This is a genomic window from Xanthomonas sp. CFBP 8152 (assembly GCF_014199025.1).
GTDB lineage: Bacteria > Pseudomonadota > Gammaproteobacteria > Xanthomonadales > Xanthomonadaceae > Xanthomonas > Xanthomonas arboricola_B.
Genome location: NZ_JACHNO010000003.1, coordinates 336,848 through 362,048 on the forward strand (window position 1 = coordinate 336,848; position 25,201 = coordinate 362,048).

The following is a 25,201-nucleotide window of genomic DNA, read 5'->3' on the forward strand; positions in this document are numbered from 1 at the left end:
GGCACAGCGCGTTGCATGCGCTGCCAGGTGTGCGGATGCGTACCTGGTCCGGCGTGCGGTCGTGACCGGCGCAGGCGTGGTGGGTGCCGTCACGACATGGACGCCGGGTCGGGGCGGCGCAGCTAGGGCAGGCCAGGTACCGGTCGGAGCGGCCGCTGGACCCTGCGGTGCCGGCCTCGCCGGCCACCATGCCACCGCCAGTGCCGACGCGCCGCACCGGCGCCGGACCCGCGCAGCCGTGCGGCCGCCCTGCACGGTCACCTGTCCGGCTGCGGCGCGCACTGCGACCGCCGTTGTCCAGGCGTGGCCGCGCTCACGTTTGCCGCCCGCCTTGCGATGTCAAACTGTGTCGGGCACCGCGCATGACCGCTACAGGTTGGTCGCTGGTTGCCGAAACTGAATTGCTTTACTCTGCAGCGCTTCGGCGTTGGGGGCGCCGCGTCGGTCAGGGCGCAGTGCCGCCCGTACGCCTAGCCCTTTCTTCTTCATTCCGGCGGGTGATCTCATGGTGGCATTGCAGCAGCGCTCGATCGATGCGATTCGTGGCCAGGAAACTGCGTTGTTGGCTGCATGGCTGGGCTCCAGCCTGGGCAGCGATGGACGCATTTCCCGGCAGGACGTCGAAACACAAAGTGCAGACTTTTTGCATCTGTTGGTCGCCTCCCTGAAGGACGGCGGCAGTACCCTGGACAGCGCCGACTGGAGCGAGGTGCGTCGCTTCCTGGAAAACCTCTCGCGCGACCGCGCCACTCGCAGCTTCGATTCGCAGGAAACCGCCAACTTCATCTTCTCGCTCAAGCGGGTGCTGTTTGCGCTGATGCAGCGCGAGTATGCCGATACGCCAGAGGAACTGGGCCAGCAGCTGTGGGCGCTGTCCGAGCTGTTGGACCGTCTGGGCCTGTATACCGTCAAGGCGTTCCAGAAGACCCGCGAAGACATCATCGTGCGCCAGCAGGAAGAGATGCTGGAGCTGTCCACCCCGGTGGTCAAACTGTGGGACGGCGTGCTGGCACTGCCGATGATCGGCACGCTGGATTCGCAGCGCACCCAGGTGGTGATGGAGTCGCTGCTGCAGCGCATCGTTGATACCGGCTCGGAAATCGCCATCATCGACATTACCGGCGTGCCCACCGTGGACACGCTGGTGGCGCAGCACCTGCTCAAGACCGTCACTGCGATCCGCTTGATGGGCGCCGATGCCATCATCAGCGGCGTGCGCCCGCAGATTGCGCAGACCATTGTGCACCTGGGGCTGGACCTGCAGGGTATCGTCACCAAGGCCAACCTGTCCGACGCGCTGGCGCTGGCGCTCAAGCGCATCGGCGTGACCGTGAACAAGGCAGGCTGACATGGAACGCATCCCGATCCTGCGGATGGGCGACCTGCTGCTGGTCACCATCCAGGTGGACATGCACGACCAGTTGGCGATGACGCTGCAGGAAGACCTGTCGGAAAAGATCAGTGCCACCTCCGCGCGCGGCGTGCTGATCGACATTTCCGCACTGGACATCGTCGACTCCTTCATCGGCCGCATGATCAGCACCATCTCCGGGCTGGCGGCGGTCATGGATGCCCGGACCGTGGTGGTGGGCATGCAGCCGGCCGTGGCGATCACGCTGGTCGAGCTGGGCCTGAACCTGCCGTCGGTGCGCACCGCGCTCGATGTCGAACGTGGCATGCGCCTGCTGCGGCAACCCGATCGCGCTTCATGACCACCGGTTCGCAACCGGTGCGCACCGAACAGGACGTGGTGCTGGCCCGGCAGACGGTGCGCAAGCTGGTGGTGCAGTGCGGCCTGCGTCTGGTCGACCAGACCAAGCTGGTCACCGCAGCCAGCGAACTGGCACGCAATACCGTGATCTACGGCGGTGGCGGCGACATGGATTGGGCCCTGGTGGAAAGCGGCATCCGCAAGGGCGTGCAGCTGACCTTCCGCGACGACGGTCCCGGCATTCCCGACCTGGATCTGGCGCTCACCGATGGCTGGACTTCCGGTAGCGGACTGGGATTGGGCTTATCCGGCAGCCGTCGGCTGGTGGATGATTTTGTCCTGGACACCGCAGCCGGCAAGGGCACGCGTATCACTATCACCAAATGGAAGTGACGCTCGCTGGCGAGGTCACGCGCGCGTTTCGTGTCGAGGAGACCAGCCAAGTCGGGCAGGCACGCCGCGAGGCAGCGGCATTGGCACAGACGCTGGGCTTCGATGAGGCCGCCTGCGGGCGCGTGGCGCTGGTGGCCACCGAGCTTGCCACCAACATGGTCAAGCACGGACGTGGCGGCTGCCTGCAGTTGTCCACGGTGGCCGCACGCCAGGGCATGGGCGTGGAGATTTGCGCCATCGACGGCGGCCCCGGGTTTGCACTGGCGGACGGCTTGCGCGATGGCTACTCCACCGCCGGGACGCCCGGCACCGGGTTGGGCGCGATCAAGCGCCAGGCGCAGGTGCTGGATGCGTACTCCGACGCCAAGGGCGCGATCGTGATGACACGGCTGTTTGCGCAGCAACGCGCCGAGCTGGACCTGGCGTACGGTGCCATCCGTCTGCCGCTGCACAACGAAACGGTGTGCGGCGATGCCTGGCATCTGGCCATTGGCGAGCAGCGGGCGACCGTCACCGTGATCGATGGCCTGGGCCACGGCCCGGGCGCTGCCGACGCTGCCGACGCCGGAACGCGCGCTGCGGCCACGGCCAGCGGCGAGCCCGGCGAGCGCATCGCGCAGCTGCATGCCGGCATGTCCGGCACCCGCGGCGGCGCAGCGGCAGTGATGCAGTTCGACAGCAACGCCGGCCGGGTGCGCTTTGCCGGGGTGGGCAATATCGTCGCGTCGCTGTGCGATGGCGACGGCGTGCGTGGCATGCCGTCGCATCCGGGCATCGTCGGGGTGCAGTTCCGCAAGGCGCAGCCGTTCGATTTTCCGGACGCCGCCGGCAAACTGCTGGTCATGCACAGCGACGGTCTGCAATCACGCTGGAACCTGCGCGACCACCCGGGGCTGCTGTCGCGCCATCCGCGTCTGATTGCCGCAGTGCTGTTGCGCGATTACACACGTGGCCGCGACGATTGCGGCGTGTTTGTCATGCGGCTGGGAGGCCTGCAATGAATGCTTCCGGTGAGACATCGCCCCCCGATCCGCTGGCCGAACTCGACGCGCTGCGGCAGCAGAACCAGGCCCTGCGCGAAGAGTTGGAAGAGACCAACCAGGGCGTGCTGGCGCTGTATGCCGAGCTCGATCAGCAGGCCGAGCAGCTGCGCGATGTGTCCGAGCTCAAGAGCCGCTTCCTGTCGTACATGAGCCACGAGTTCCGCACGCCGCTCAGCTCGATCCTGAGCATCACCCGCCTGCTCGAAGATGGCATGGACGGGCCGCTGACCGCCGAGCAGTCCAAGCAGGTGCGCTTCGTCAGCGCCTCGGCGCGCGAGCTCACCGAAATGGTCGACGACCTGCTGGATCTGGCCAAGATCGAGGCCGGGCGCATCACCATCTCGCCGGGCTGGTTCGATCTGATGGACCTGTTTGCGGCCTTGCGCGGCATGTTCCGCCCGCTCACCGATGCCAGCAGCACCACCTTGATCTTCGAAGATCCACCGACGCTGCCGATGCTGTACACCGACGACAAGAAGCTGGCGCAGATCCTGCGCAACTTCATCTCAAATGCGCTCAAGTTCACCCCGCAAGGCCATGTGCGCGTGTTCGCACAGCTGGAAGGCGAAACCCATGTGCGCTTCGGCGTGCAGGACACCGGCATCGGCATTCCGGCCGAGCTTCACGATGCCTTGTTCGAAGATTTTGTACAGGTGGACTCGCCGTTGCAGAAACGTCTCACCGGCACCGGTCTGGGGCTGTCGATCTGCAAGCGGTTCGCCGAGTTGCTGGGCGGCAGGGTGGGGATCAACAGCGTGGTCGGGCAAGGGTCGGAATTTTTTGTGGTGCTGCCGGTCACGCTGGCACCGGAGGATGCACTTGGGCAGTAAGCCACACATTCTGGTCGTCGACGACAACGCGGTGACGCGTTATTCGGTGCGGCGCGTGCTCGAACATCATCAGTTCGTGGTCGAAGAAGCCGGTACCGGCACCGACGGCCTGACCAAGCTGGCCGGGCAGGCATTCTCTGCGTTGGTACTGGACGTCAATCTGCCGGACATGAGCGGCTTCGACATCGTGCGCACGTTACGCGCCGAGCCGCGCACCGCGTCGCTGCCGGTGGTGCACGTGTCGGCGGCGTCGATCGCCACCGGCGACATGATCACCGGCCTGGAAGCCGGTGCCGATGCCTACCTGATTCACCCGGTCGACCCCAGTGTGCTGGTCGCCACGCTGCGCACCCTGCTGCGCGCGCGCCAGGCCGAGGACGCCTTGCGCATCAGCGAGGCACGCTTCCGCGAGATCTTCGAGCACATCAGCGCGCCGATTGCGGTGGTCGATGCCAGGCTGCACACGCATGAGGCCAATGCGGCGTTCCAGCGCTTGATCGGTGCCGCCACGCCCGGCGAGGTGATTGCCGTGCCCGGCGTGGACCAGGCCGCCACCGTGCACGCGCTGACCAACGCGCTGGCGCAGCGCGAGCGCTGGAGCGGTGCCTTGTCGATCCTGTGCGAGGGCAAGGTGTGCGAGACCGAATGGCGCGTGTCGCCGTATCGCGAACCGGATCTGGGCCTGCTGCTGGTCGAAGACGTCACCGAACAGCGCCTGCGCGAGCGCGAGCAGCGCCAGGAACTGGATACCGCCACCACCGAGCTGGCCCACCAGATCGCCGAGCGCCAGCGCACCGAAATCCAGTTGCTGCAGGCGCAGAAGATGGAGGCGCTGGGCAAGCTCACCGGCGGCATCGCGCACGACTTCAACAATCTGCTGACCAGCATCATTTCCGGCCTGGACATGATCCAGTTGGCGGTCGAGTCCAATCGCATCGAGCGGGTGCCGCGGCTGGCCGAGATCGCCACCGGCTCGGCGCATCGCGCCGCCGCGCTGACCCAGCGCATGCTGGCCTTTGCGCGCAAGCAATCGCTGGATGCGCAGGCCTTCGACATCAATGCGCGGGTGCGCTCGCTGGAAGACATGCTGCACCGCTCGATCGGCGAGAACATCGTGCTGGAACTGGAGCTGGCGGACACGCCGCTGGTGGCGGTGGCCGATGCCAACCAGCTCGAAAACGTGGTGCTCAACCTGGTCATCAATGCGCGCGACGCGTTGAAGGGGCGGGGCACCATCCGCATCCAGAGCGCGGCCTATACCGCGCAGGGCGATCCGGAACTGGAAGATGGCGATTACGTGGCGGTGAACGTGATCGACAACGGCAGCGGCATCGAGCCGGCCATCCTCAATCAGGTCTTCGAGCCGTTCTTCACCACCAAGCCGATCGGCGAAGGCACCGGCCTGGGCTTGTCGATGACTTATGGCTTTGCGCGCCAATCCGGCGGCACCGCGCGCATCACCAGTACCGTGGGCCGCGGGACCACGGTGGCCTTGCTGCTGCCGCGCGGACTCACCGCCAGCGCAGTGCCGCCGGCACCGGCACCGAGTTCGCCGCGGACGCGCAGCGAGCGCATCCTGCTGGTGGACGACACCGACGTGGTGCGCATGATGGTGAGCGAGGTGCTCAGCGATGCCGGCTACCACGTGATCGAAGCCGAAGACGCCAATGGCGCACTGGATCAGTTGCGTGCCGGTGTGGAGATCGATCTGGTGGTGTCCGACGTCGGCCTGCCCGGCATGAACGGGCGCGACATGGCCGATGTGGCGCGCGCGCTGCGCCCCGGCCTGCCGATCCTGTTCATCACCGGCTACGCCGAAAACGCCGCCACCCGCCAGGAATTTCTGGCCGACGGCATGGCGCTGCTGCCCAAGCCTTTCAGCCTCAACGATCTGCTCAACATGGTCGGCCAGATGCTCGATAGCAGTGTGCTGGCCGTCCGCGGCTGACGCGATTTGCGCGCGTAGGCGTCAGCCGTCGATGCCGACCTGCCGCGCGACGCTGTCGTGGCGACGCCTTGCGCGTTGAATGCCGTCGGGGCCAACGTCGACCCGCATGTATCAGGTGTGCGCTTCCTGCGCGTGACACGCTACGTTGTACGCGCCTGCCTGTAGCGGGCGGTCGTCCAGTGCGTCGGCAGCGCCGACGTGTCGTTCGCTTGCGCGCGCTCAACGCGAATATGCGTACGGGCCGAACGTGGCGCCCAGGAAACCGCCGGTGCTGTCGGTGCTGAGCATGCTCGCATCGCCCTGTTCCAGCAGCGTCTGCCATTGACCGCTGCCGACCGCGTAATCCACATGCACGCGTGCGCCATCCAGGGCGAAGCGCAGCGTGACCGGTTGGCTTGCATCGGCCAGCGGCGCGCGTGCCAGCACGGTGCCGGTGCCCGGCTCCTGCGTCCCGGCACGGCGGGACAGCACCACCGACATGCCCGCATCGTCGCGCACCAGCAGTGCGGCCAGGAAATGACTTTCCCTGGCGACGATCGCCAGCCCGGCCTGTTCGCCCGCTGCCAGCGTGCTGCCATCGACGGTCGCCCCCAGCGTGGCGTGGTGATGCTGCAGACGGTGGCCGAGATACGCCGGTTGCCCGCGTCCGACATCGCCCAGCGCCACGGTCGAAGGCGTGATGCGCAGACCCTGTGGGCCGGTGACATACCACGGCGTGGTTGGCGGATGGATGGTCATCCATTGCATCGGTACGTGCGCGTCCTGGAAACGCTCGCTCCACTGCATCGGTCCGCTGGTGGGTGTGTCCTGCGGGCCTGCCGGCAGTGGCGGGCGCGCGGCGACCACAGGCACTGCCGTGCCGTGCGGCACTATCACCGGCCAGCCGTCGCGCCACTGCACCGGCAGCAGGAAGGTTTCGCGGCCCAGGTTGTAGCGGTTGCCTTGATACGGGCGGGTGGCCAGGAACACCGCCCACCAGGAGCCGTCCTGCAACTCGACGAACTGCGCGTGGCCTGCGGAGGTGATCGGCGCGTCGCGGCTTGGGTCCAGATCGCGCTGGGTCAGCACCGGATTGCCGCTCCAGGGCTGGTACGGCCCGGCGATCTGGCGGCTGCGGTAGATCATCTGCGCATGCTGCTCGCCGGTGCCGCCCTCGGCTGCGGTGAGGTAGTAGTAGCCATCGCGGCGGAACAGGTGCGGGCCCTCGATATGCTCGGGGTTGCTGGCTGGCCTGAAGCCCGCATCCACCAGCACCTGGCGCGTGCCGACCAGTTTCATGCGGGTCAGATCCAGCTGCTGCAGCCAGATCGCGCGGTGTCCGTCGTAACGCAGCGTGCCGGCAGGCACATCGTTGTTGACCAGCCAGGCGCTGCCGTCGTCGTCGAAGAACAGCGATGGATCGATGCCCTTGGCATCCAGCCAGATCGGGTCCGACCACGGTCCGGCCGGATCCCTGGCGGTGATCAGGAAATTGCCGCCATCGCAGTAGAAACAGGTGCTGGCGATGTAGAAGATGCCGTCGTGGTGGCTGATGCTGGCGGCGAACAGTCCGCGGGTGAGTTCGTCGCTGCCGTATCTGATCTGGCCGGGGCGATCGATCGCATTGCCGATCTGCGTCCAGTGCACCAGATCGCGGCTCTTGAACACCGGCAGGCCGGGGAAATAGCCGAAGCTGGAGTTGACCAGATAGAAGTCGTCGCCAACGCGGACCGCAGATGGGTCCGGATGGAAGCCGGCCACGACAGGGTTGCGGTACTGCGCTGCGGTCGGCACCGGGCCGCCGTCATCGCCCTGGTAGTCGATCCGGTTGATCACCGCGCTGCCGGCCTGCGCCAGCTGACAGCTCACTGCGGCCAGGAGGCCCGCCATCCATCCAAGTCGTTTCAAGGTCTGTCCCTCTCCGGAGCGCGTCCACATGGCGCCAGCATGACAGCACACCGCTACTGCAGGCATCTGCCATTTCGCCATGGCTGGCGCGCGCCACGCACAGGGCTGTGCGGCGGCAGCCACGTGCGCCACGGCACGCTTGCCATAGAGCTGAAACATTGCTGACATATCGTGCGCGCGGCGCCACGTCGCGCCTTCGGCCGGCACAACCCCGTATCGCCCCTCGCGTCACCTACCCAAGGATCATTTCGCATGCCGTTGTACTCGTCTGTCTCCGCGTCCCTGACGTCCGCCACCACGCACGCACCCGCACGTCGTCGCGCCGCCTTGCAGCGCACGCCGCTGGCGCATGCCTGCGCCGGCCTGCTGCTCGCCTCGCTGGCGGCCGCGGCCTCTGCGCAGCAGGTGCCGACGCGCCAGGGAGAGGGCGAGGGCAGCCCGACCGCGCTGGATACGGTCACCGTCACCGCCGAGCACCGCGAGCAGAACCTGCAGGAAGTGCCGGTGTCGGTGGGCGTGGTGCAGGGCGCGGCGATGCGCGAGTTCACCGCCGGTGGCGACGACACGCTGCTGGCACTGTCCGGCCGCGTACCGGGCTTCTATGCCGAGACCACCACCGGGCGCATCTTCCCGCGCTTCTATATCCGTGGCCTGGGCAATATCGATTTCTACCTCGGCGCTTCGCAGCCGGTGTCCATCATCCAGGACGACGTGGTGCTGGAGCACGTGGTGCTCAAGTCCAACCCGGTCTACGACGTGGACCAGGTCGAAGTGCTGCGCGGCCCACAGGGCACCTTGTTCGGCCGCAACACCACCGCCGGTATCGTCAAGTTCGACACGATCAAGCCCGGCGATACCTACACCGGCCGCGTCGATGCCAGCTACGGCAGCTACAACACGGTGTCGCTGGACGGCGGCTTCGGCGGCCCGATCAACGACGTGCTGTCGTTCCGCGTGTCGGCCCTGTATCAACACCGCGACGATTGGGTGGACAACACCTTTGCCGGCAGCAGCGCCGACGGCACGCGCACGCCGCGCAAGGATGCGATGGGCGGCTACAACGACCGCAATGCGCGCCTGCAGGTGCTGCTCAAGCCCAACGACGCGTTCTCGCTGCTGGGTTCGGTACATACCCGCGACTACGACGGCACCTCCACGTTGTTCCTGCGCAATGCGGTCACCCGTGGTAGCGACAAGGTCGACGTGGCGCGCGATCGCGTGGCCTACGACGAGGCGCACGACAACCCGCAGGCGTATCAGACCGACGGCGGCTCGATCAAGGCAATCTACGATTTCGGCGGCGTGTCGCTGACTTCCATCACCGCTTACGAAACCACCTCCGGCTACAGCCGTGGCGACACCGATGGCGGCGCAGCGGCGAACTACCCGGTCAATGGCGTGCCGAACGGCTTCGGCCAGTCGATGGGGCAGATCCGCGACCTGGATCAGTACACCCAGGAGCTGCGTCTGGCCAGCGAAGGCGACGACGCACTGCAGTGGCAGGTGGGCGCGTTCTACTTCGATGGGCGCGACACCACCGATTTTTATCAGCGTGCGTATTTCCTGCAGACCGCGGCGCGCAACCCCAACAACTGGGTGCGCCTGCGCAACACCAATACCTCCTGGGCCGGGTTCGGGCAGCTCAGCTACAAGGCCACCGATGCACTCACCTTGACCGCCGGTCTGCGCCAGACCAAGGACAGCAAGGAAACCCGTCTGCTCAAGACTGCCGATACCGCCGCAGGTGCGGTGACCTATCGCGGCCGCCGCGACGTGCGCATGTCCGATACCCAGCCCAGCTGGGACCTCAGCGCGATGTATGAGATCAATCCCGAGCTGAGCGTCTATGCGCGCGTGGCACGCGGTTTCCGCGGCCCGACCATCCAGGGCCGCAGCGCGGTGTTCAATTCGGATTTCACCACCGCCGATTCGGAAACCATCCTGTCGTGGGAAGCCGGCATCAAGAGCAGCCTGTTCGACAACCGTCTGCGTCTGAATGTCAGCGGCTTCACCTATACGGTGAACGACATCCAGCTCAACGGCAACGACTCGGACGGCAACGGTGTGCTGTTCAATGCCGACAAGGCCAAGGCCTACGGCCTGGAAGCGGATCTGGACTGGCGCCCGATCTCCAACCTGTCGCTGACCGCCGGCCTGAGCCTGCTGCATAGCGAGATCCGGGACGATCGCGTCTATGCGCAGGCCTGTGCGCTCAACGGCGTGGTGGTGTGCACGGTCAACGACCCGACCATCCGCGTCGGCGCCAACACCTTTGCGCAGATCGACGGCAACCCGTTGCCCAACGCGCCCAAGTACAACCTCAACCTGGCCGCGCGCTACGACATCCCGGTGGGCAACGACGGCGCCTTCTTCGTCTCCACCGACTGGAACAAGCAGGGCGAAACGAGCTTCGTGCTGTACGACTCCACCGAGTTCCGCGCCGACGGTAATTTCGAAGGCGGCCTCAAGCTCGGCTACACCGGCGGCTATGGCGCGTGGGAAGTGGCGGCGTTTGCGCGCAACATCACCAACGAGAAGAACGTCAAGGGCGTGATCGAAAACTACATGGCGGCGGTGTACAACGAGCCGCGCGTGGTGGGCGTGTCGGTCAACGTCAACTGGCAGTAAGCGCGATTGAGACGGTAGCGAGCGGCTGCGCAATGGTCTTGTCGGCCGCTCCCGGTTGCTGATTGATCGGCATCACTGCGCGCGTGGCGCAGCGATGCTGGTCGTAGAACCAGGCCCGCTGCGTGCATCGCGCAGCGGGTTTTTTGTATCAACGGCTGCGCAATACCGACTGCACCCAGCTGACGATCTGCGCGCTGCTCACCGCGCCGGAGTGACGACCCAGCTCACTGCCGCCGCGGATGACCAGCAAGGTCGGGATGCTGCGGATGCCAAAGCGCGTGCCCAGCGCCGGATGCAGATCGGTATCGACCTTCGCCATCCGGACCTGCGGTTCGAGCATTGCCGCGGCTGCGGCAAACTGTGGCGCCATGCTCAGGCATGGTCCGCACCACGGCGCCCAGAAATCCACCACCAACGGCAGCGCGCTGCGCACCGCATGCTTGTCGAAATCGGCCGCCGACAGCGCCACCGGCGTGCCCAGAAACAAGGGGTTGTGGCAACTGCCGCAGTTGGGTGCATCGCGCAGACGCGCAGCTGCGACACGGTTCATCGCAGCGCAGCTCGGGCAGGCGATCAGCAGCGGTGTGTCTGTCATGCGGCGGTCTCCGGTGGCAGGCAATGCAGTCGCTGCGCTCGCGCATTATGGGCGGCGAGCGCGGCTGCATGCGGCCAGTGTAACTGCCATCGCCGAAGGGCCCGGTGTCGTCGGCCACTGCCGCAACACCGGGTGTGCGGCGCTCATGCGACAGGCCGGCGCACGCGCTGCAGTGCTCAGCCCGACTGCCCCAGGCTCAGGATCGGAACGAAGCCGCCGTAGATCAGGCGCTTGCCATCGAACGGCATCGGGTTGACCGACGGGTCCATGCGCGGGTCGTCCATCATCTTGCGCATGCCCGCATCGCGGGTCGCCTTGTCCGGCCATTCGATCCACGAAAACACCACGGTTTCGTCCTCGCCGGCATCGACCGCGCGATGGAAGTCGGTCAGTTGTCCGTGCTGGACGTCATCGCCCCAGCACTCCACCACGCGCAACGCGCCGTACTCGATGATGACGGCATCGCCCATGCGGGCATGTTCCAGAAACGCGGCCTTGTTGGCCGTGGGCACCGCAAGCGCAAACCCATCCACATACGACATGACCACCTCCTCAGACATGGCGCACGGCGTGCGCCTGATGATGACGAACAGATGCTGGTGCGATCGACACAAGCGGCAAAGCAGCGCCAGAGCGTGTGCCGCCCCGCGCATGGAGTGCGAGCATACGGCGCATCTCGCCGGGGAGCACTGGTCGCGCTCGCATGACGTTGATGCACACGTTGTTGTGCCTGGCTTGCATTGCCGGATCGCGCGCGCGGCACGATGCGCGGTGAATTCTGGATGAGTTCGTCAGGGGGCGTTGTCGCCAGGTACTGGCGCTGCGACGGGCGCCAGCATGGGCATCGCGTGGGCTTCGACCAAGCAATACGCCCTGCCGGGCGCTGTGGCGGACACTCCGATGCCCGACCTGCGATTACCCGGCCAGGTTGTGTCGCCGCAGCACGGCCTCAAACACCACTTCGCCGTCTTCGTTGCGCGCCTGCAACGTACCACCGTGCGCCTTGACGAATTGGTCGGCGATGAACAGGCCCAGCCCCAGACCCTGGCTGGCATGGAAGCTGGCCTTGAACGGCTCGAACAGGCGCGGCATCAGACTGTCCGCGATGCGCCCGATGTTGCGTACCGACAGCCGCAGCGTGTCGCGTTCGCGTCCGTCCAGGTGCACCCGCACAGGCTGGTTGCCGCCATGCAGCACCGCGTTGCCGACCAGATTGGACACGACCTGTGCAAGGCGATCGCCATCGCCGTCGCCGTCCAGATCGCCTTCGGTACGCAGGTCGATCGGCGTGTGCGGATTGGCCTGTGCCACCTCGCCCACCACGCTGTGGGTCACTTCGCCCAGATTGCAGGGGCCGAACTGCATCGACAGCCCGTCGCTGCGCAGGCGCGAGAAATCCAGCAACTGTTCGACCATTCGCGCCATGCGCCGCGCGCTGTTTTCCAGGTGATCGAGCGTGCGCGCGGCCGAGCCGTCGGCGTCCACATCCAGGCTGAGCTTGTCGGCGCACAGCAGGATCACCGACAGCGGCGTGCGCAGGTCGTGGGTGAGCACGGCCATCATGGTTTCGTTGAGGGTGAGCGCGCGTTCCAGCGAGGCGTTGCGTGCCTTGAGCAGGCGCCGCTGCTGGTACAACTCGATGAACACATTGACCTTGCTCAGGATCACGTGCGGCTCGATCGGCTTGTGCAGGAAATCCACCGCGCCGGTTTCGTAGCCCTGGAAGGCGCGCATCGGATCGTTCGGCGATGCGGTCAGGAAAATGATCGGCACATGCCGGCTACGCTGCGAGCCGCGCATCAGTTCGGCCAGCGAAAAGCCATCCATCTCCGGCATGTGCACATCCAGCAGCGCCAGCGCCACGTCGTGTTCGAGCAGCAGTTCCAGCGCCTGCGCGCCGGACGCGGCGCACAGCACCTGAAGGCCGTCGCGCTGCAGCAGCGCTTCCATCGCCACCAGATTCTGCGGCACGTCGTCGACGATCAGCAGCTTGGCGGGTTCATCGCCGTTGCTGTGCGCAGCCAGGCCGGTCGCGGTGAGGTTCATGGGTGAAAGGCTTCCAGTCGGCTGCAGATCGCCTGCAGGGTGAGCACCGCATCGGCGCCAGCATAGGCGAGAGCGGAGGCGGGCATCAGCGGTGAGGCGGCATCGTCGGGGCGCTGGATCCAGGCGGTGCCGCCGACCGCGCGCACCGCCGCCACCCCGGCGCTGCCGTCGCTGCTGGCGCCGGTGAGCAGGATCGCCAGCAGGCGCTGGCCGAAGACGTCGGCGGCCGATTCGAACAAGGGGTCGATCGCCGGGCGCGAGAACAGCACTGGTGCATCCATCGACAACGCCAGGCTGTCGCGTGTTTCCACCAGCAGATGGTAGTCGGGCGGGGCGATGGTGACGCTGCCGGCAAGCAGCGGCTGCTTGTCTTCGGCTTCGCGCACCGGCAAGGCGCAGCGTGCATCCATCAATTCGGCAAGATGGCTGGTGCGGTCGCGCGGCAGATGCAACACCACCAGCACCGGCATCGGCAGGTCCGCAGGCAGGCTGGACAACAGTGCCTGCAAGGCCATGACGCCGCCGGCCGAGGCACCGATCACCATCGCGTCGAACTGCGCTGCCGCCGCGTGCATGACATTCATGCCGCCGCCTTGCGGAACAGGCGCTGCTCGCGTGCCACGGTCTCGAATGCCTGCGCATGCGCACCGAACTGCAGCGATTCCTTGCTGCCCAGGCCCAGAAACCCGCGATGCACCAAGGCATCGTAAAACAGGCCCACTGCACGGTCCTGCAGGCTGCGGTTGAAATAGATCAGCACGTTGCGGCACGACACCAGATGCACTTCGGAGAACACCGTGTCGGTGGCCAGGCTGTGATCGGCGAAGACGATATTGCGCTTCAACCGGCGATCGAATACCGCACCATCGTAGGCGGTGGTGTAGTAGTCGGAAAGCGAGCCGCGGCCGCCGGCGTCCAGGTAATTGCGGCTGAACTGCGCGATGCGGTCGATGCCGAACGCACCTGCTTCGGCCATGCCCAGCGCCTCGGGATTGATGTCGGTGGCATAGATCACCGCCTTTTCCAGCAGGCCTTCTTCGTGCAACAGAATGGCCAGCGACCAGACTTCCTCGCCGGTGCTGCAGCCGGCCACCCACAGCTTGATCGACGGATAGGTGCGCAGTACCGGCACCGCATGCTCGCGCAGGACGCGAAAGTAGGCCGGGTCGCGGAACATCTCCGACACCTGCACGGTGAAGAACTGCATCGCCTGCGCGAAGGTGTCCGGTTCGTGCAGCAGACGGTGCTGCAGATCGGCCACGCGCGCGCACTCCAGACGCGCCATCGCGTGGCGCATGCGCCGACGCAGCGACGACACCGCGTAATCGCGGAAGTCGTAGTGGTAGCGCTGGTAGACCGCTTCCAGCAGTACCCGCAGTTCCAGGTCGAACAGCTCCACCGCGTTCATTGCCGTGAGCACCATACCCGACACAGCGACACCAGCTTGTCCACGTCGATGGGCTTGGCGATATAGTCGTTGGCGCCGGCTTCGAGACAGCGTTCGCGATCGTCGGCCATGGCCTTGGCGGTCAGCGCGATGATCGGCAGATCCTGCCACTGACGATTGGCGCGGATCTGGCGCATCGCGGTCAGGCCATCCATCTCCGGCATCATGATGTCCATCAACACCAGGTCCACCTCGTGCTTGGCCAGATGTTCCAGCGCCTCGCGGCCATTGCGGGCGATCTGCAGCGTCACGCCCAGCGGCTCGAGCACGCTGGACAGCGCAAAGATGTTGCGCACATCGTCCTCGGCCAGCAGCACGGTGGCGCCGTCCAGCACCGCGTCGCGGCGGCGCGCTTCACGCAGCAGGCGTTGCTGGTCGCTGGGCAGCGAAGCTTCCACGCTGTGCAGGAACAGCGTCACCTCATCGAGCAGGCGCTCGGGCGAGCGCACGCCCTTGATGATGATGCTCTTGGAATAACGGCGCAGGCGTTGTTCCTCGTCGCGGGTGAGCGCGCGCCCGGTGTAGACGATGACCGGCGGAAACGCGACTGCGTCGTTGCCGGCCATGCGCTCGAGCAGGTCGTAGCCGCTGCCGTCGGGCAGCGCCAGATCGGTGACCATGCAATCGAAGGTGGAGCCGGCCAGCTGCTGCATCGCTTCGGCAATGCTGCCCACCGCGACGATGTCCAGTTGATCGCGCGCCAGCAACAATTGCAGATTCGCACGCAGGGCGCTGTCGTCTTCGACGATCAGCAAGCGGCGTACCGCGCGTGCATTGGTGTCTTCCAGTTGGCGGATCGCACCCGCCAGCAGTTCGCGCGTGGCCGGCTTGATCAGATAGCCCACCGCGCCCAGCTCCAGGGCAATCTGGCTGCGCTCCAGCGCGGAAACCACATGCACCGGGATATGGCGCGTGGCCGGGTCGCGCTTGAGGCGTTCGAGCACGCTCAGGCCGGACGCATCCGGCAGGCCGATGTCGAGCAGGATGCCGCTGGGACGCAATTCGGTCGCCAGATGCAGCGCTTCTTCGGCGCTGGGCGCCACCACGCAATCAAAATCCAGTTCGTGGGCCAGGTCGACCAGCGCCTGCGCAAAGCGTGCTTCGTCTTCCACCGCCAGGATCAGCCGGCCGGGACGGGTGCGTTGGTCGCGATCGTCCTCGGCGCGCTGCAGCGGCGGTGTGGCGGTTGCCGGAATCGGCAGCGGCATTTTCGTGGATGCCACCGCAGCGCGCTCGCCAAGGCGCGAAGCCATGGCCATGCCGCTGGCGGGCTGCGACGACGGCGTGGCGCCGATCGCTACTGCGCCCGCGTTGGTGACCGGCTCGGCCGGTGCGCCGTCGATCGGCAACTCCAGCGTAAAACAACTGCCGCGTCCCGGCTGGCTGTCCACGCGGATGCTGCCGCCCATGCGCTGCGCCAGGTCGCGCGAGATCGACAGCCCCAGGCCGGTGCCGCCATAGCGACGGCGCGTGCTGCCATCGGCCTGACGGAACGCTTCGAAGATGATCTCGGTCTGTTCGTGCGCGATGCCGATGCCGGTGTCGTTGACCTTGAACAGCACCCGGCCCGGCGTGTGCGACTGGATCGACAGGCTGACGTTGCCGTGTTCGGTGAACTTGATCGCGTTGGCCAGCAGGTTCTTGAGGATCTGCTGCAGGCGTTGGCTGTCGATGACCAGTTGCGTCGGTGCGTCGGATTCGGCAGCCAGCTGCAACGCCAGGCCTTTCTGGCGCGCCAGCGGCTCAAAGGTTTCGCGCAGTCGCTGCAGTACCGAGGTGGTGGCGACGGTTTCGTCGGCCAATTCCACGTGCCCGGCCTCGATCTTGGACAGGTCGAGAATGTCGTTGATCAATGCCAGCAGGTCGTTGTTGGACGACAGGATCGCCTGTGCGTATTTCACCTGCTCGGGGCTGAGCGTGCCGTCCTTGTTGTCCGACAACAGCTTGGCCAGGATCAGCGCGCTGTTGAGCGGAGTGCGCAACTCGTGCGACATGTTGGCCAGAAACTCGGACTTGTAGCGCGAGGCAGTGGACAACTCGTTGCTGTTGCGCACCAGCTGGTTCTGCGCAACCAGCAAGGCCTGCTTCTGGGCCTCCAACGCCTGGGTCCGTTCCTCCAGCTGCACATTGGTCTGTTCCAGCTCGGCTTGCTGCAGTTCCAGATCGCTCTGCGATTGCTGCAGGCTGCGGCTTTGCTCCTCCAACTCCTCGTTGGCCACGCGCAGTTCTTCCTGCTGGGTCTGCAGTTCTTCGCTCTGACGCTGGGTTTCTTCAAGCAAGGCCACCAGCTGCGCGCGCAGCAACGCGGTGCGCAAAGCCAGGCCGATGTTTTCGCCGCAGCGTGCGAGCAGTTCTTCATCGCGCGTGCGGGCAGCGCCCGGCGCAGCGGCGCGGCCCAGCTCGAGAATGCCGATCACCCGCCCATCGGCGACGACCGGTGCCAGCAGCAGCTCCTGGCAAGCGCTCCGGCCCAGGCCCGAGGCGATCTGCAGATGTCCGGCTTCCACGCCGCGCACCCGGCGCACCGTGCCGCCACGCAAGGCCTCGCCGAGTTGGCCGGTATCGGTGGGCAGTGTCTTGGATACATCGGCCGGCAGCGCGGCGCCGCCGGTCAGACGCAGGCGTTCGCCCTCGATGCGATACAACGCGCCGACCTGCGCATCCAGCGTGTGGCACAACACGCGCACGGCGGCATTGGCCAGATCGTCCGGGCTGTGATCGCCGCGCAAGCTGGCTTCGATCGTGTTCTCGGCCTGCTGTAGCCACAGCGCCAGTTCGGCCTGACGGCGCGCACGGATGGCCTGCATCACCACCAGCGCCATCGCCAGGAACGACACCCCGCCGATGCTGCGGTTGACCGAGGAAAAACTCGAATTGGTACTGGCCGGCGCCAGCTGAAAGCCGATTGCGACCAGCACGCACGACAGTGCGGCGACCACCAGCGGTGCCTGCACGCGATTCTGGAACACCGTCACGCCCACGGCGACAAAATAGGTCAACCACACCGCGTAGCCGAGCGGCGTGATCAATTCCACGCCGAGCGTTCCTGCCATCAGGGCCCCCGCGATCCCCCACACCCAGCGGTCGCGTGTGGTCGAGATGTTCTGCATAAAGGCACGGACCGGACTGGAAGGGCGGTCATGGTAGCCGATAATTTTCACGCGCAAATCGCCGGTATCTTGATGCCTGCAGCCGGGTCGGCTTGCACGCGGCCTTCACGCACTCGTCACTATGGTCGCGCGCTTTTCCGGGGGAAAGTCGCGTGATGGATGCGGAAACGGCCGTCGGCAGTGCGGGGCCGCTTTCTCACGACAGCCGGCAGTGCCAGCTGTTGGTGCAGAGCGTGTCCGATTATGCGATCTACATGCTCGATACGGGCGGCCATGTGTGCAGCTGGAACCCCGGGGGCGAGCGCATCAAAGGGTATACCGCTGCCGAGGTCATGGGGATGCATTTCTCGCGCTTCTACCTGCCCGAGGATGTGCAGCGCGGCGAACCGGCCCGCAATCTGGACACCGCCAGACGCGAAGGACGCTTTGCCACCGAAGGCTGGCGGGTGCGCAAGGACGGTCGCCGCTTCTGGGCGAGTGTGGCGATCGAGCCGGTGCTGGAATTTGGCGTGTTGGCCGGGTTTGCCAAGGTCACCTGCGACATCGACCAGCGACACCAGGCGCAGCAGCTGTTGCAGCAGGCGCAGCACGCCCTGCTGCAGTCGCAGAAGGTGGATGCGCTGGGTCGCCTGACGCTCGGCATGGCGCACGATTTCAATAATCTGCTGACGGTGATGGCGACCAGCCTGGATCTGATCGCGCTGCGCGCCGGCGACGACGCGCGCACGCGCATGCTGGTGGAGGCGGCGCAGACGGCAGTCGACCGTGGCACCTTGCTGACGCGGCAGCTGCTCGCCTTTGCGCGCGGGCAGCGGCTGATTCCCGAGCGCCATGGTGCCAACGCGGTGGTGACACGCTCGCTGGAACTGCTGCGGCGTGCCTGCCCGGCCGGGCTGGCGCTGTCGCTCAAGTTTGCCGAGCAATTGCCCGATATCCGCGTGGATCCCGGCCAACTGGAAGCGGCCTTGCTCAATCTCGTGTTCAACAGCTGCGATGCCATGCCCGGTGGCGGCAACATCGTGCTGGAAACGGCGCGACAGCAGCGTGTTGCGCCATCCGATCCGCATGGCCGGCCGCGCTGCTACGTCAGCATCGCCGTGCGCGATGATGGCCCCGGCATGTCTGCGCATGTGGCGCAATGCGCCAGTGAGCCGTTTTTCACCACCAAGGACGTGGGCAAGGGCTCTGGCCTGGGATTGAGCCAGGTGTATGGCTTTGCGTCCCAATCCGGTGGCTTCGTCGAGCTGGACACCGCTCCGGCTTGCGGTACCAGCGTTACCCTGTTTCTCCCGGCCATCGAGGAGGCTGAGCATGACTGAACCCCTGCGTCTGTTGATGGTGGAAGATCAACAGGAATTGCGCGAACTGATCGGCGAGGCACTGCGCGATGCAGGCATCGCCGTCGAAACCGCCGACGACGGCCACAGCGCCTTGCGCATGCTGCGCGAGAGCGGCCCCTATGATGTGGTCTTCAGCGACATCCGCATGCCCAACGGCATGTCGGGCATTGAACTGAGCGAACACGTGGCGCAGCTGCTGCCGCAGGCCCGGGTGATCCTGGCCTCGGGGTTTGCAAAGGCGCAATTGCCGCCGCTGCCGGCGCAGGTGGATTTCCTGCCCAAGCCGTATCGCCTGCGTCAGCTGATCGATATGCTCAAAGGCGTTACAGCCAACGCCTGAGCGTTGGCTGCGTGTGTCATGCGCTACACACACCTCTGCACGCAGTTGCGCGGCAGCCGTGCGTCGCGTTGACGGTGCGTCATGCGCCTACGCCGCTCAACGGCTTTGGTAGTACACCTTGTCGATGGCGATCTCCACCGGTGCGGCGGGTGGATCGGCCACCAGCATGAACATCTGTTTGACCGCCTGCAGATCCAGATCGTAGAACGCACTGAAGGGAATGCTCACCTCGTGCCAGGCGCCATCGCGCACCAGGCCGTACTGATTGCCGCCCGCGGCAAAATCCACCCAGCTGTCGCCAAAACTTGTGTTGATGCCGATCTTGAAGGTCGACGGCGTGGTGGTTTTCAGGTGCAGCTTCAGCGCGCCGCCGGCATAGGCGGCCATGTTGCGATAGTCGGTCTGGATGCCCAGGCCATACCAGGCACCAGCGTTGGCGCGGTACGCCATCACGTTGCGGCCTTCGAACGGCGCCTGCGCAATCGGGGCGAGGTTGTTCCACAGATACAGCTCGGCATCCTGGCCCAGGTTCAGCCGCCCGCTGGTATCGGTCTGCTCGGTGAACACGCCAAAGCGCCCTGCGGGCGCCGCGTGTTGCGCGCCTACGTACAGCTGCGAACCGGGGTTCTGATACAGGCGGATGTAATCGATCTCCATCCTGCCGGGCAGCGGCGCGGTCACCGCCGCAGGCGAGGTGATGCCGGTATAGGCGCCTCCCACGGCGAGATTGAGCAGTAAGTACTGCTGCTGATGGAATTCGTGCAGCGAGGCGCCCTCGATATTGGAGATCGCAAACTCGAAGTACTGCTGGCCGTCGATCGACACGCGGATGAACTGCGGGTCCCAGCTCATGCGGTACACATGGAAGTCGGCATGCAGATCCACCGGGCTGGTGTAGCTGGTGTCGTAGTCGGCCTGCTGGCCGTTGTAGTCCCAGTGCACGGCGGCGCCGATACGGCGATTGGCGCTGCCATTGGCGATCGCCGCTGCCATGCCGGCTTCCATCAGGTCGATCTCGCCGCGACCTGGCCACACGCCGATGGTGCCCAGCATCCAGTACGCCGGCCACAGCCCATTGCCCACCACCGGGGTCTTGATGCGCGCTTCCAGCGTGCCGTACTTGAAATGCATGCGGCCTTCGGTCTTGAGACGCGCCGAGGTGAACGGCATGCCCTGGAACGCTTCGCGCCGCGCTTCGATCACCAGCCGGCCGTTGTCGATGCGCGCGTTTTCGGCGCGGCTGGTGTAGTACTGCATCTCGCCGTTGCCCCAGCCGCACAGGCCGATCTGGCAGCCGTTGCCGACGTCGTAGGTCCACTTGTTGCCGTCGATGCCGGGGCCGTCGAAGTTGTCCTCCCAGACCAGGGTTTGCGCGTGTGCGCCTGGTGTCATCGTCACTGCCCATAGCAGGGCGAGCTGTACAGCGACGCTGCGTAGCGTGTTCATTGCGTACGTCTCCGAAAAGTGGACCGACGTCCATGGAGAAGTGACGCTGCGCAGCGGCTACTTCAGTGTCAAAGCAATTGTGTGGCGCGTTTCAGTTCCGTGGCGCTCATTCCGGAATAGTCCAGCATCGGCATGACGGTGGTCGCAGACTGCATGCGGCGGATGTTGCGTGGCAGCAGCTGGCTGCGAATGTTTCGCTGCGGGCGCGATGGCATCTGCGGCGTCCGGGTCAATGCGTTCAAGCCGGGAGATGGTCCCATCGCCAACGCATGCACGCCTTGGCAGGCTTCGGACTGGCTGCCGCGCAGGGGATGCCACCGTGGCAGGCAAGCCGCGTGCTGCTGCACATCGATGACCTTGCAGATGCACCATCACGATGGCCTGCGGCAGCTTGTCGAGCATGCTGGCGCATGCCTGGCTCAATGCCCTGCGTGCACCGTCCACGCCACCAGCCGTATCACCAACGGTCGCACCACCATCACGCAGCAGAACGCGGTGGGCATCGCAATACGGTAGGCGTCCAGCACGCGCCACAGGTAGCCAGGGGCAAGGCCGGTATTGGCGCCGGTGATCACCAGGCACATCAGCAAGGCCATGATCGCGGCCATGTAGAACGCAAACACGAACGGGGTGGTGCGCACGCCGAGTTTCCAGCGCGGGCGCACCAATGGGGAGGGGGGAGATGACGACATGCAATGACCTCGGTTGCCGCGAATCGACGCGATGGGCAGCACTGTAGAGAGGCCACCGCTGGCGGGGTAGATCGCGTAGCCTTGCGGCTTACGTAAGAAGAAATTACGAATCGTTCGGCAATACTTGCCTAGTCAATGAACATTCTTCAGTCCATCCGTAGCTTTGTCAGCACTGTCGATGCCGGTAGCATTGCCGGGGGCGCCAAGTTGCTGGGGATCAGTGCGGCCGCGGTCAGCCAGAACATCGCGCGTCTGGAACGGCACCTGGGCGTGCGTCTGCTGCACCGGACCACGCGCAGTATGGCGCTGACCGAGCGCGGTACCTTGTACTTCGAGCAGGTGCGGCAACTGGAGCGGGACCTGGAACGTGCGCGGCAATCGGTGGCCGGGCCGCAACAGGCGCCGGCGGGGCGCTTGCGGGTGGCCAGCACTGCGGCCTTTGCGCGGCACGTGCTCGCCCCGATGCTGCCGGCCCTGCGTCAGCAGTACCCGCAGCTGGAGATCGAGCTGTTGTGCACCGACCGGGCGGTGCAGCACGCGCAGGAAAACGTGGATGTCAGCCTGCGCATCGAGGCGCAGCTGGAAGACGGCCTGGTGGCACGTTGCATCGCCCAGGTACCGCTTGTGGTCTGCGCAGCACCCGATTATCTGGCGCGCTGCGGCACACCGCAGACCGCCGACGACTTGAAGTATCACGATTGCCTGCTGCTGCGTTACCCGGTCGACGGGCGCTGCCTGCCGTGGAATTTCGTACGCAATGGCGTGCGCTTCCAGCCGGAGCTGGGCAAGGCAATGGTCAGCGACGATATCGATGCGCTCGCCACCATGGCCGCGGCCGGCGGCGGTATCGCGCGGCTGGCCGCCTATGTCGTGCAGCCTTACCTGCAGCGCGACGAGCTGCAGCCGCTGTTTGTCTCCGATCTCGGCAGCACCGCCCAGGCATTGCCGGAGCCGCTGCGGATCTACCTCTGCGTCGCCGACCGCCGCGACTTCACCCCGAAGGTGCGCGCCTTCATGGAGCACGTGCTCGAACGCCTGCCCGTGCAATGGGGTACTGCGAGTCAACGTTGAGATCCACGCAAAATTGAGCGCCCATCGCTGTGTGGTTGCTCGTGCGTCTGCGGAGAAGGCAATGCAGCTCCTGCGAGGACGATACGCGGGCTTAAAAAGTGCCCGTATTACAGTGCATTGGTTAATGACACAAATGCGTGGCTTCTATACCTGATATGCATCCGTACTGACGTCTTGGCGAGGCTGAAAAATGTCTCAAGCAATCTGGGCCGGGGCCGATAAGAAGTGAGACGCTGCTGATACGGGGCTAATTTGCTTGTTCGGCGGCGCATGGTGAACAGCATGCGTGCAATGGAAGAGCTCGTAAACAAGAGGTGCCGCGCGGGGATGGGAATCACCCGATGGATCGGGCATTTACGAGTAGGGCCTTTTGATGTTTGACGGATCGGCCGAGCAGCTTGCACGGCAGATGGGGAATTGTAATGTTAAAGAAGAGCGCATTGGTTGTGGGGTTGTTTGCAGGTGTGGGTCTTGGGGGTTTTTTCTGGAATAGTCCGGCTGAGTCTCCGCAACGCAGCGCTCTCCAGGCTACGCCTGTTGCTTCTGGGTCGAAGATGGTGGCTTCTAAAGCAGGCCGTATGGCCGCTGTAGCTGTGAATAATAGTTTGTTCGACTATCCGGATAGCGGGACTTTATTAAGTTACGAAAGCCGGAAGCCTGAAAAGAAAGAAGGCCCGTTTGACCTATACCCCGTCCACCTGAGTGAATCATACGCACTACGCGCTGTGCTCGAAGGAACCATGAGCATCATGTCGCCTGACGGGGCCGAGCTCAAAATGGAGTACGTTCGTCACACACATGGAAAAAACGGCAATTGGACGTGGGTTGGCCGCCTTCCTGGTGCTGGAATTGGTGAAGAGTCGGTTATTACCTTCGGTAAGAATGCAGTCTTTGGTTCCCTCGGATCCAGTGGCGGAAACGTATATAAAATTTCAACGATAGATGGTCGTCCTTACGTAATGGCAGCGACCGTATCTGCAACGCAGGCTGCGAAGCCCAGTCGAAAAAGCGACTCGCGCGAGCTGCTTGCATCCGTTACTGCCAAGCTGCAACCGCAGGTGGCCTCAACGGGTTTGATACCAGGTTATACTAGCTTGCAACAAGTAAATGCTGATGCCGGTACCACTGCGACGAATTCGATTGATTTGTTGTTGGGTTATACAACTGGGTACAAGGATTACCGCGGCGGGGAGTCTGCGGTTGAGACTGCACTTACTAACTTGGTGGAAGAGGCGAATCAGGCGTTTGCGAACACTACAATCAATACTCGCTATAGATTGATTGGTACGCTTGAAATTAATTATACCGATAAAAACTTGAATTCTCAGGCTTTGAGTGAAGTAACTGGAATTACTGCTTCTAATGCAGCATTCCGGCCTCTTCGTCAGCTCCGAGAAAATGTTGGTGCCGACCTTGTTGCCGTCGTGAGGCGGTTTTATGAAGTGCAAGAAAGCTGCGGGGTTGCTTGGCGTAACGGTACGACAGACTCTCGGTATGCGTACGCGGAGGTTTCGGACGGCATTGATGGCGGATTCTACTGCACGCCCAGCACTCTTGGTCATGAATTGGGTCACCTGCTGGGTTCAGGGCACACGCGTGAAGCAGGGGATGAGACGGGCGAAAACTACGGTTACAGAAGCGATGTGGATAGCTTTCACACTTTGATGGCTTACGGAGTCAATGGTCAAAGAGAGGTAAATATTTACTCATCGCCTTTGATCACCAACTGCTATGGCCGGCCCTGCGGTGTCGCGCTTGAAGCTGATAATAGGAATGCCTTTGACTCTACAATTCCAAAAATTATTCAATTCCGTACGTCCAGTGTGCCTTTTGACGATTTGAGCTCGCCCGGCCAAATTTCTGGTCCTTCTGGCAGATGTTTGGATATTCCTGGTGGCTCCACGCAGAACGGATCAGTCATTCAAGTCTGGAGTTGTAATGGTTTTTCGCAGCAGAAGTGGTCTTTGCAGCGTAGTGGTCGCTCTCTTTTGTCGAACTCAGCTGGGAAGGTTTTGGATATTGCGGGTGTAAACTCTGAGAGCGGTGCGCCGTTACAACTTTGGGATTCGTTGAATAGTACAAATCAGGCTTGGTATTTCTATAACTCCTCGATTATCGCGACCGGTGGAAAAGTTCTTGACGTGTCTGGTCCGTTATCTTCGAATGGATCGCAGTTGCAAACTTGGGATAATCTGCGGGGTAGTAATCAGGTTTGGATATATTCTCCTCGCACTGGTCAAATTCAAGTGTCTGCAGGTCGCTGCTTGGATGTTGCTGGATTTGACAATATCCCGGGAGCGGTTGTGCAAATATGGGATTGCGCACAAACAAAAAACCAGGTGTGGACGCTTGGAAAAAATGGATCCATTCGCGGGTTTGGTGGCAACTGCCTGACGGTCCTTGGAAACTTGAATGCAAATGGTTCACGCGTGGTAATGGCGCAGTGCAACGGCGGTAGCGCTCAGGCCTGGCGTATTCGTGGAGAAATACGTAGCGAGCTTAATGATAAGTGTCTGGATGATTCGGCGGGTGGGCAACGTAACGGTGCCCGTGTTCAAATGTGGCAGTGTCTTGGAAATTCGAACCAAACTTGGGAGTTGCAGCCCAACTAATAAGTTTGATTAAATTAGTTTTTGTTCGATTAGATAGTTTATTTTTGAAGGGGCGCATAGCG

Annotated in this window: 21 protein-coding genes; 11 read left to right on the top strand and 10 right to left on the bottom strand. The window is 64.2% G+C overall.

All coding sequences use genetic code 11. From position 1 onward, the window contains the following. The first annotated feature begins 505 nt into the window (after positions 1 to 505). Genes FHT09_RS13180 through FHT09_RS13205 form a run of 6 tightly spaced genes read left to right on the top strand, consistent with a single transcriptional unit; the run spans position 506 to position 5,925 of the window. The gene (locus FHT09_RS13180) at positions 506 to 1,348 is read left to right on the top strand and encodes an STAS domain-containing protein (RefSeq protein WP_104606831.1); all 843 of its coding nucleotides are present in this window, start codon (positions 506 to 508) and stop codon (positions 1,346 to 1,348) included. Between the two features lies 1 nt (position 1,349). Continuing rightward, complete coding sequence (locus tag FHT09_RS13185; RefSeq protein WP_104606832.1) at positions 1,350 to 1,712, top strand: STAS domain-containing protein; 363 nt, start codon at positions 1,350 to 1,352, stop codon at positions 1,710 to 1,712. Then, positions 1,709 to 2,104 carry an ATP-binding protein gene (locus FHT09_RS13190; RefSeq protein ID WP_104606833.1) on the top strand — a complete coding sequence of 132 codons (396 nt, stop codon included), beginning with the start codon at positions 1,709 to 1,711 and terminating at the stop codon, positions 2,102 to 2,104. Before FHT09_RS13185 ends, FHT09_RS13190 begins: the two co-directional genes overlap by 4 nt. Then, on the top strand, positions 2,095 to 3,105 hold the full coding sequence (locus FHT09_RS13195) for an ATP-binding protein (RefSeq protein WP_104606834.1): 1,011 nt from the start codon (positions 2,095 to 2,097) through the stop codon (positions 3,103 to 3,105). The genes FHT09_RS13190 and FHT09_RS13195 overlap by 10 nt, the downstream gene beginning before the upstream one ends. Next, positions 3,102 to 3,977, top strand: coding sequence for an ATP-binding protein (locus tag FHT09_RS13200; protein WP_104538232.1), 876 nt, complete (start codon positions 3,102 to 3,104; stop codon positions 3,975 to 3,977). The genes FHT09_RS13195 and FHT09_RS13200 overlap by 4 nt, the downstream gene beginning before the upstream one ends. Then, positions 3,967 to 5,925: a response regulator gene (locus FHT09_RS13205; protein ID WP_181141382.1), complete on the top strand. Its 1,959-nt coding sequence runs from the start codon at positions 3,967 to 3,969 to the stop codon at positions 5,923 to 5,925. Before FHT09_RS13200 ends, FHT09_RS13205 begins: the two co-directional genes overlap by 11 nt. Before the next feature lie 219 nt (positions 5,926 to 6,144). On the opposite strand, the gene FHT09_RS13210 is transcribed toward FHT09_RS13205, so the two are convergent. Continuing rightward, entirely contained in the window at positions 6,145 to 7,794 is a 1,650-nt protein-coding gene (locus tag FHT09_RS13210; protein WP_104606836.1) for a glycoside hydrolase family 43 protein, read from the bottom strand. 270 nt (positions 7,795 to 8,064) lie between these two features. Here FHT09_RS13210 and FHT09_RS13215 point away from each other — a divergent pair, with 270 nt between their 5' ends. Continuing rightward, entirely contained in the window at positions 8,065 to 10,440 is a 2,376-nt protein-coding gene (locus FHT09_RS13215; protein ID WP_104606837.1) for a TonB-dependent receptor, read from the top strand. A 148-nt stretch (positions 10,441 to 10,588) separates the two neighbouring features. Here FHT09_RS13215 and trxC read toward each other — a convergent pair whose 3' ends face one another. The 6 genes from trxC to FHT09_RS13245 all read right to left on the bottom strand — a co-directional run bounded on the left by trxC (position 10,589) and on the right by FHT09_RS13245 (position 17,638). Next, positions 10,589 to 11,035 carry a thioredoxin TrxC gene (gene trxC / locus FHT09_RS13220; RefSeq protein ID WP_104606838.1) on the bottom strand — a complete coding sequence of 149 codons (447 nt, stop codon included), beginning with the start codon at positions 11,033 to 11,035 and terminating at the stop codon, positions 10,589 to 10,591. A 176-nt stretch (positions 11,036 to 11,211) separates the two neighbouring features. Next, positions 11,212 to 11,577 (bottom strand): DUF1428 domain-containing protein, encoded by a 366-nt coding sequence (locus FHT09_RS13225; protein WP_104606848.1) that lies wholly within the window; start codon positions 11,575 to 11,577, stop codon positions 11,212 to 11,214. Positions 11,578 to 11,950: 373 nt separating this feature from the next. Continuing rightward, positions 11,951 to 13,081, bottom strand: coding sequence for a hybrid sensor histidine kinase/response regulator (locus tag FHT09_RS13230; RefSeq protein ID WP_104606839.1), 1,131 nt, complete (start codon positions 13,079 to 13,081; stop codon positions 11,951 to 11,953). Continuing rightward, complete coding sequence (locus tag FHT09_RS13235; RefSeq protein WP_039511445.1) at positions 13,078 to 13,665, bottom strand: chemotaxis protein CheB; 588 nt, start codon at positions 13,663 to 13,665, stop codon at positions 13,078 to 13,080. Before FHT09_RS13235 ends, FHT09_RS13230 begins: the two co-directional genes overlap by 4 nt. Beyond that, the gene (locus tag FHT09_RS13240; RefSeq protein ID WP_181126353.1) at positions 13,662 to 14,513 is read right to left on the bottom strand and encodes a CheR family methyltransferase; all 852 of its coding nucleotides are present in this window, start codon (positions 14,511 to 14,513) and stop codon (positions 13,662 to 13,664) included. Before FHT09_RS13240 ends, FHT09_RS13235 begins: the two co-directional genes overlap by 4 nt. Continuing rightward, positions 14,486 to 17,638 carry a response regulator gene (locus FHT09_RS13245; RefSeq protein WP_104606840.1) on the bottom strand — a complete coding sequence of 1,051 codons (3,153 nt, stop codon included), beginning with the start codon at positions 17,636 to 17,638 and terminating at the stop codon, positions 14,486 to 14,488. Before FHT09_RS13245 ends, FHT09_RS13240 begins: the two co-directional genes overlap by 28 nt. 155 nt (positions 17,639 to 17,793) lie before the next feature. On the opposite strand from FHT09_RS13245, the gene FHT09_RS13250 reads away from it, so the two are divergent. Continuing rightward, positions 17,794 to 18,957 (top strand): PAS domain-containing sensor histidine kinase, encoded by a 1,164-nt coding sequence (locus FHT09_RS13250; protein WP_104606841.1) that lies wholly within the window; start codon positions 17,794 to 17,796, stop codon positions 18,955 to 18,957. Continuing rightward, the gene (locus tag FHT09_RS13255) at positions 18,950 to 19,318 is read left to right on the top strand and encodes a response regulator (RefSeq protein ID WP_104538223.1); all 369 of its coding nucleotides are present in this window, start codon (positions 18,950 to 18,952) and stop codon (positions 19,316 to 19,318) included. The genes FHT09_RS13250 and FHT09_RS13255 overlap by 8 nt, the downstream gene beginning before the upstream one ends. 96 nt (positions 19,319 to 19,414) lie before the next feature. On the opposite strand, the gene FHT09_RS13260 is transcribed toward FHT09_RS13255, so the two are convergent. The 3 genes from FHT09_RS13260 to FHT09_RS13270 all read right to left on the bottom strand — a co-directional run bounded on the left by FHT09_RS13260 (position 19,415) and on the right by FHT09_RS13270 (position 21,456). Next, on the bottom strand, positions 19,415 to 20,764 hold the full coding sequence (locus FHT09_RS13260) for a glycoside hydrolase family 16 protein (protein WP_104606842.1): 1,350 nt from the start codon (positions 20,762 to 20,764) through the stop codon (positions 19,415 to 19,417). A gap of 68 nt (positions 20,765 to 20,832) precedes the next feature. Next, positions 20,833 to 21,006: a hypothetical protein gene (locus FHT09_RS13265; protein WP_181141386.1), complete on the bottom strand. Its 174-nt coding sequence runs from the start codon at positions 21,004 to 21,006 to the stop codon at positions 20,833 to 20,835. A 177-nt stretch (positions 21,007 to 21,183) separates the two neighbouring features. Continuing rightward, a complete protein-coding gene (locus tag FHT09_RS13270) occupies positions 21,184 to 21,456 on the bottom strand; it encodes a DUF2798 domain-containing protein (protein ID WP_104538221.1) in 273 nt (90 codons plus the stop codon). A 135-nt stretch (positions 21,457 to 21,591) separates the two neighbouring features. On the opposite strand from FHT09_RS13270, the gene FHT09_RS13275 reads away from it, so the two are divergent. After that, positions 21,592 to 22,527 (top strand): LysR family transcriptional regulator, encoded by a 936-nt coding sequence (locus tag FHT09_RS13275; RefSeq protein ID WP_104606843.1) that lies wholly within the window; start codon positions 21,592 to 21,594, stop codon positions 22,525 to 22,527. Positions 22,528 to 22,949: 422 nt separating this feature from the next. Beyond that, positions 22,950 to 25,139, top strand: coding sequence for a ricin-type beta-trefoil lectin domain protein (locus FHT09_RS13280; RefSeq protein ID WP_258077249.1), 2,190 nt, complete (start codon positions 22,950 to 22,952; stop codon positions 25,137 to 25,139). Positions 25,140 to 25,201 lie beyond the last annotated feature (62 nt).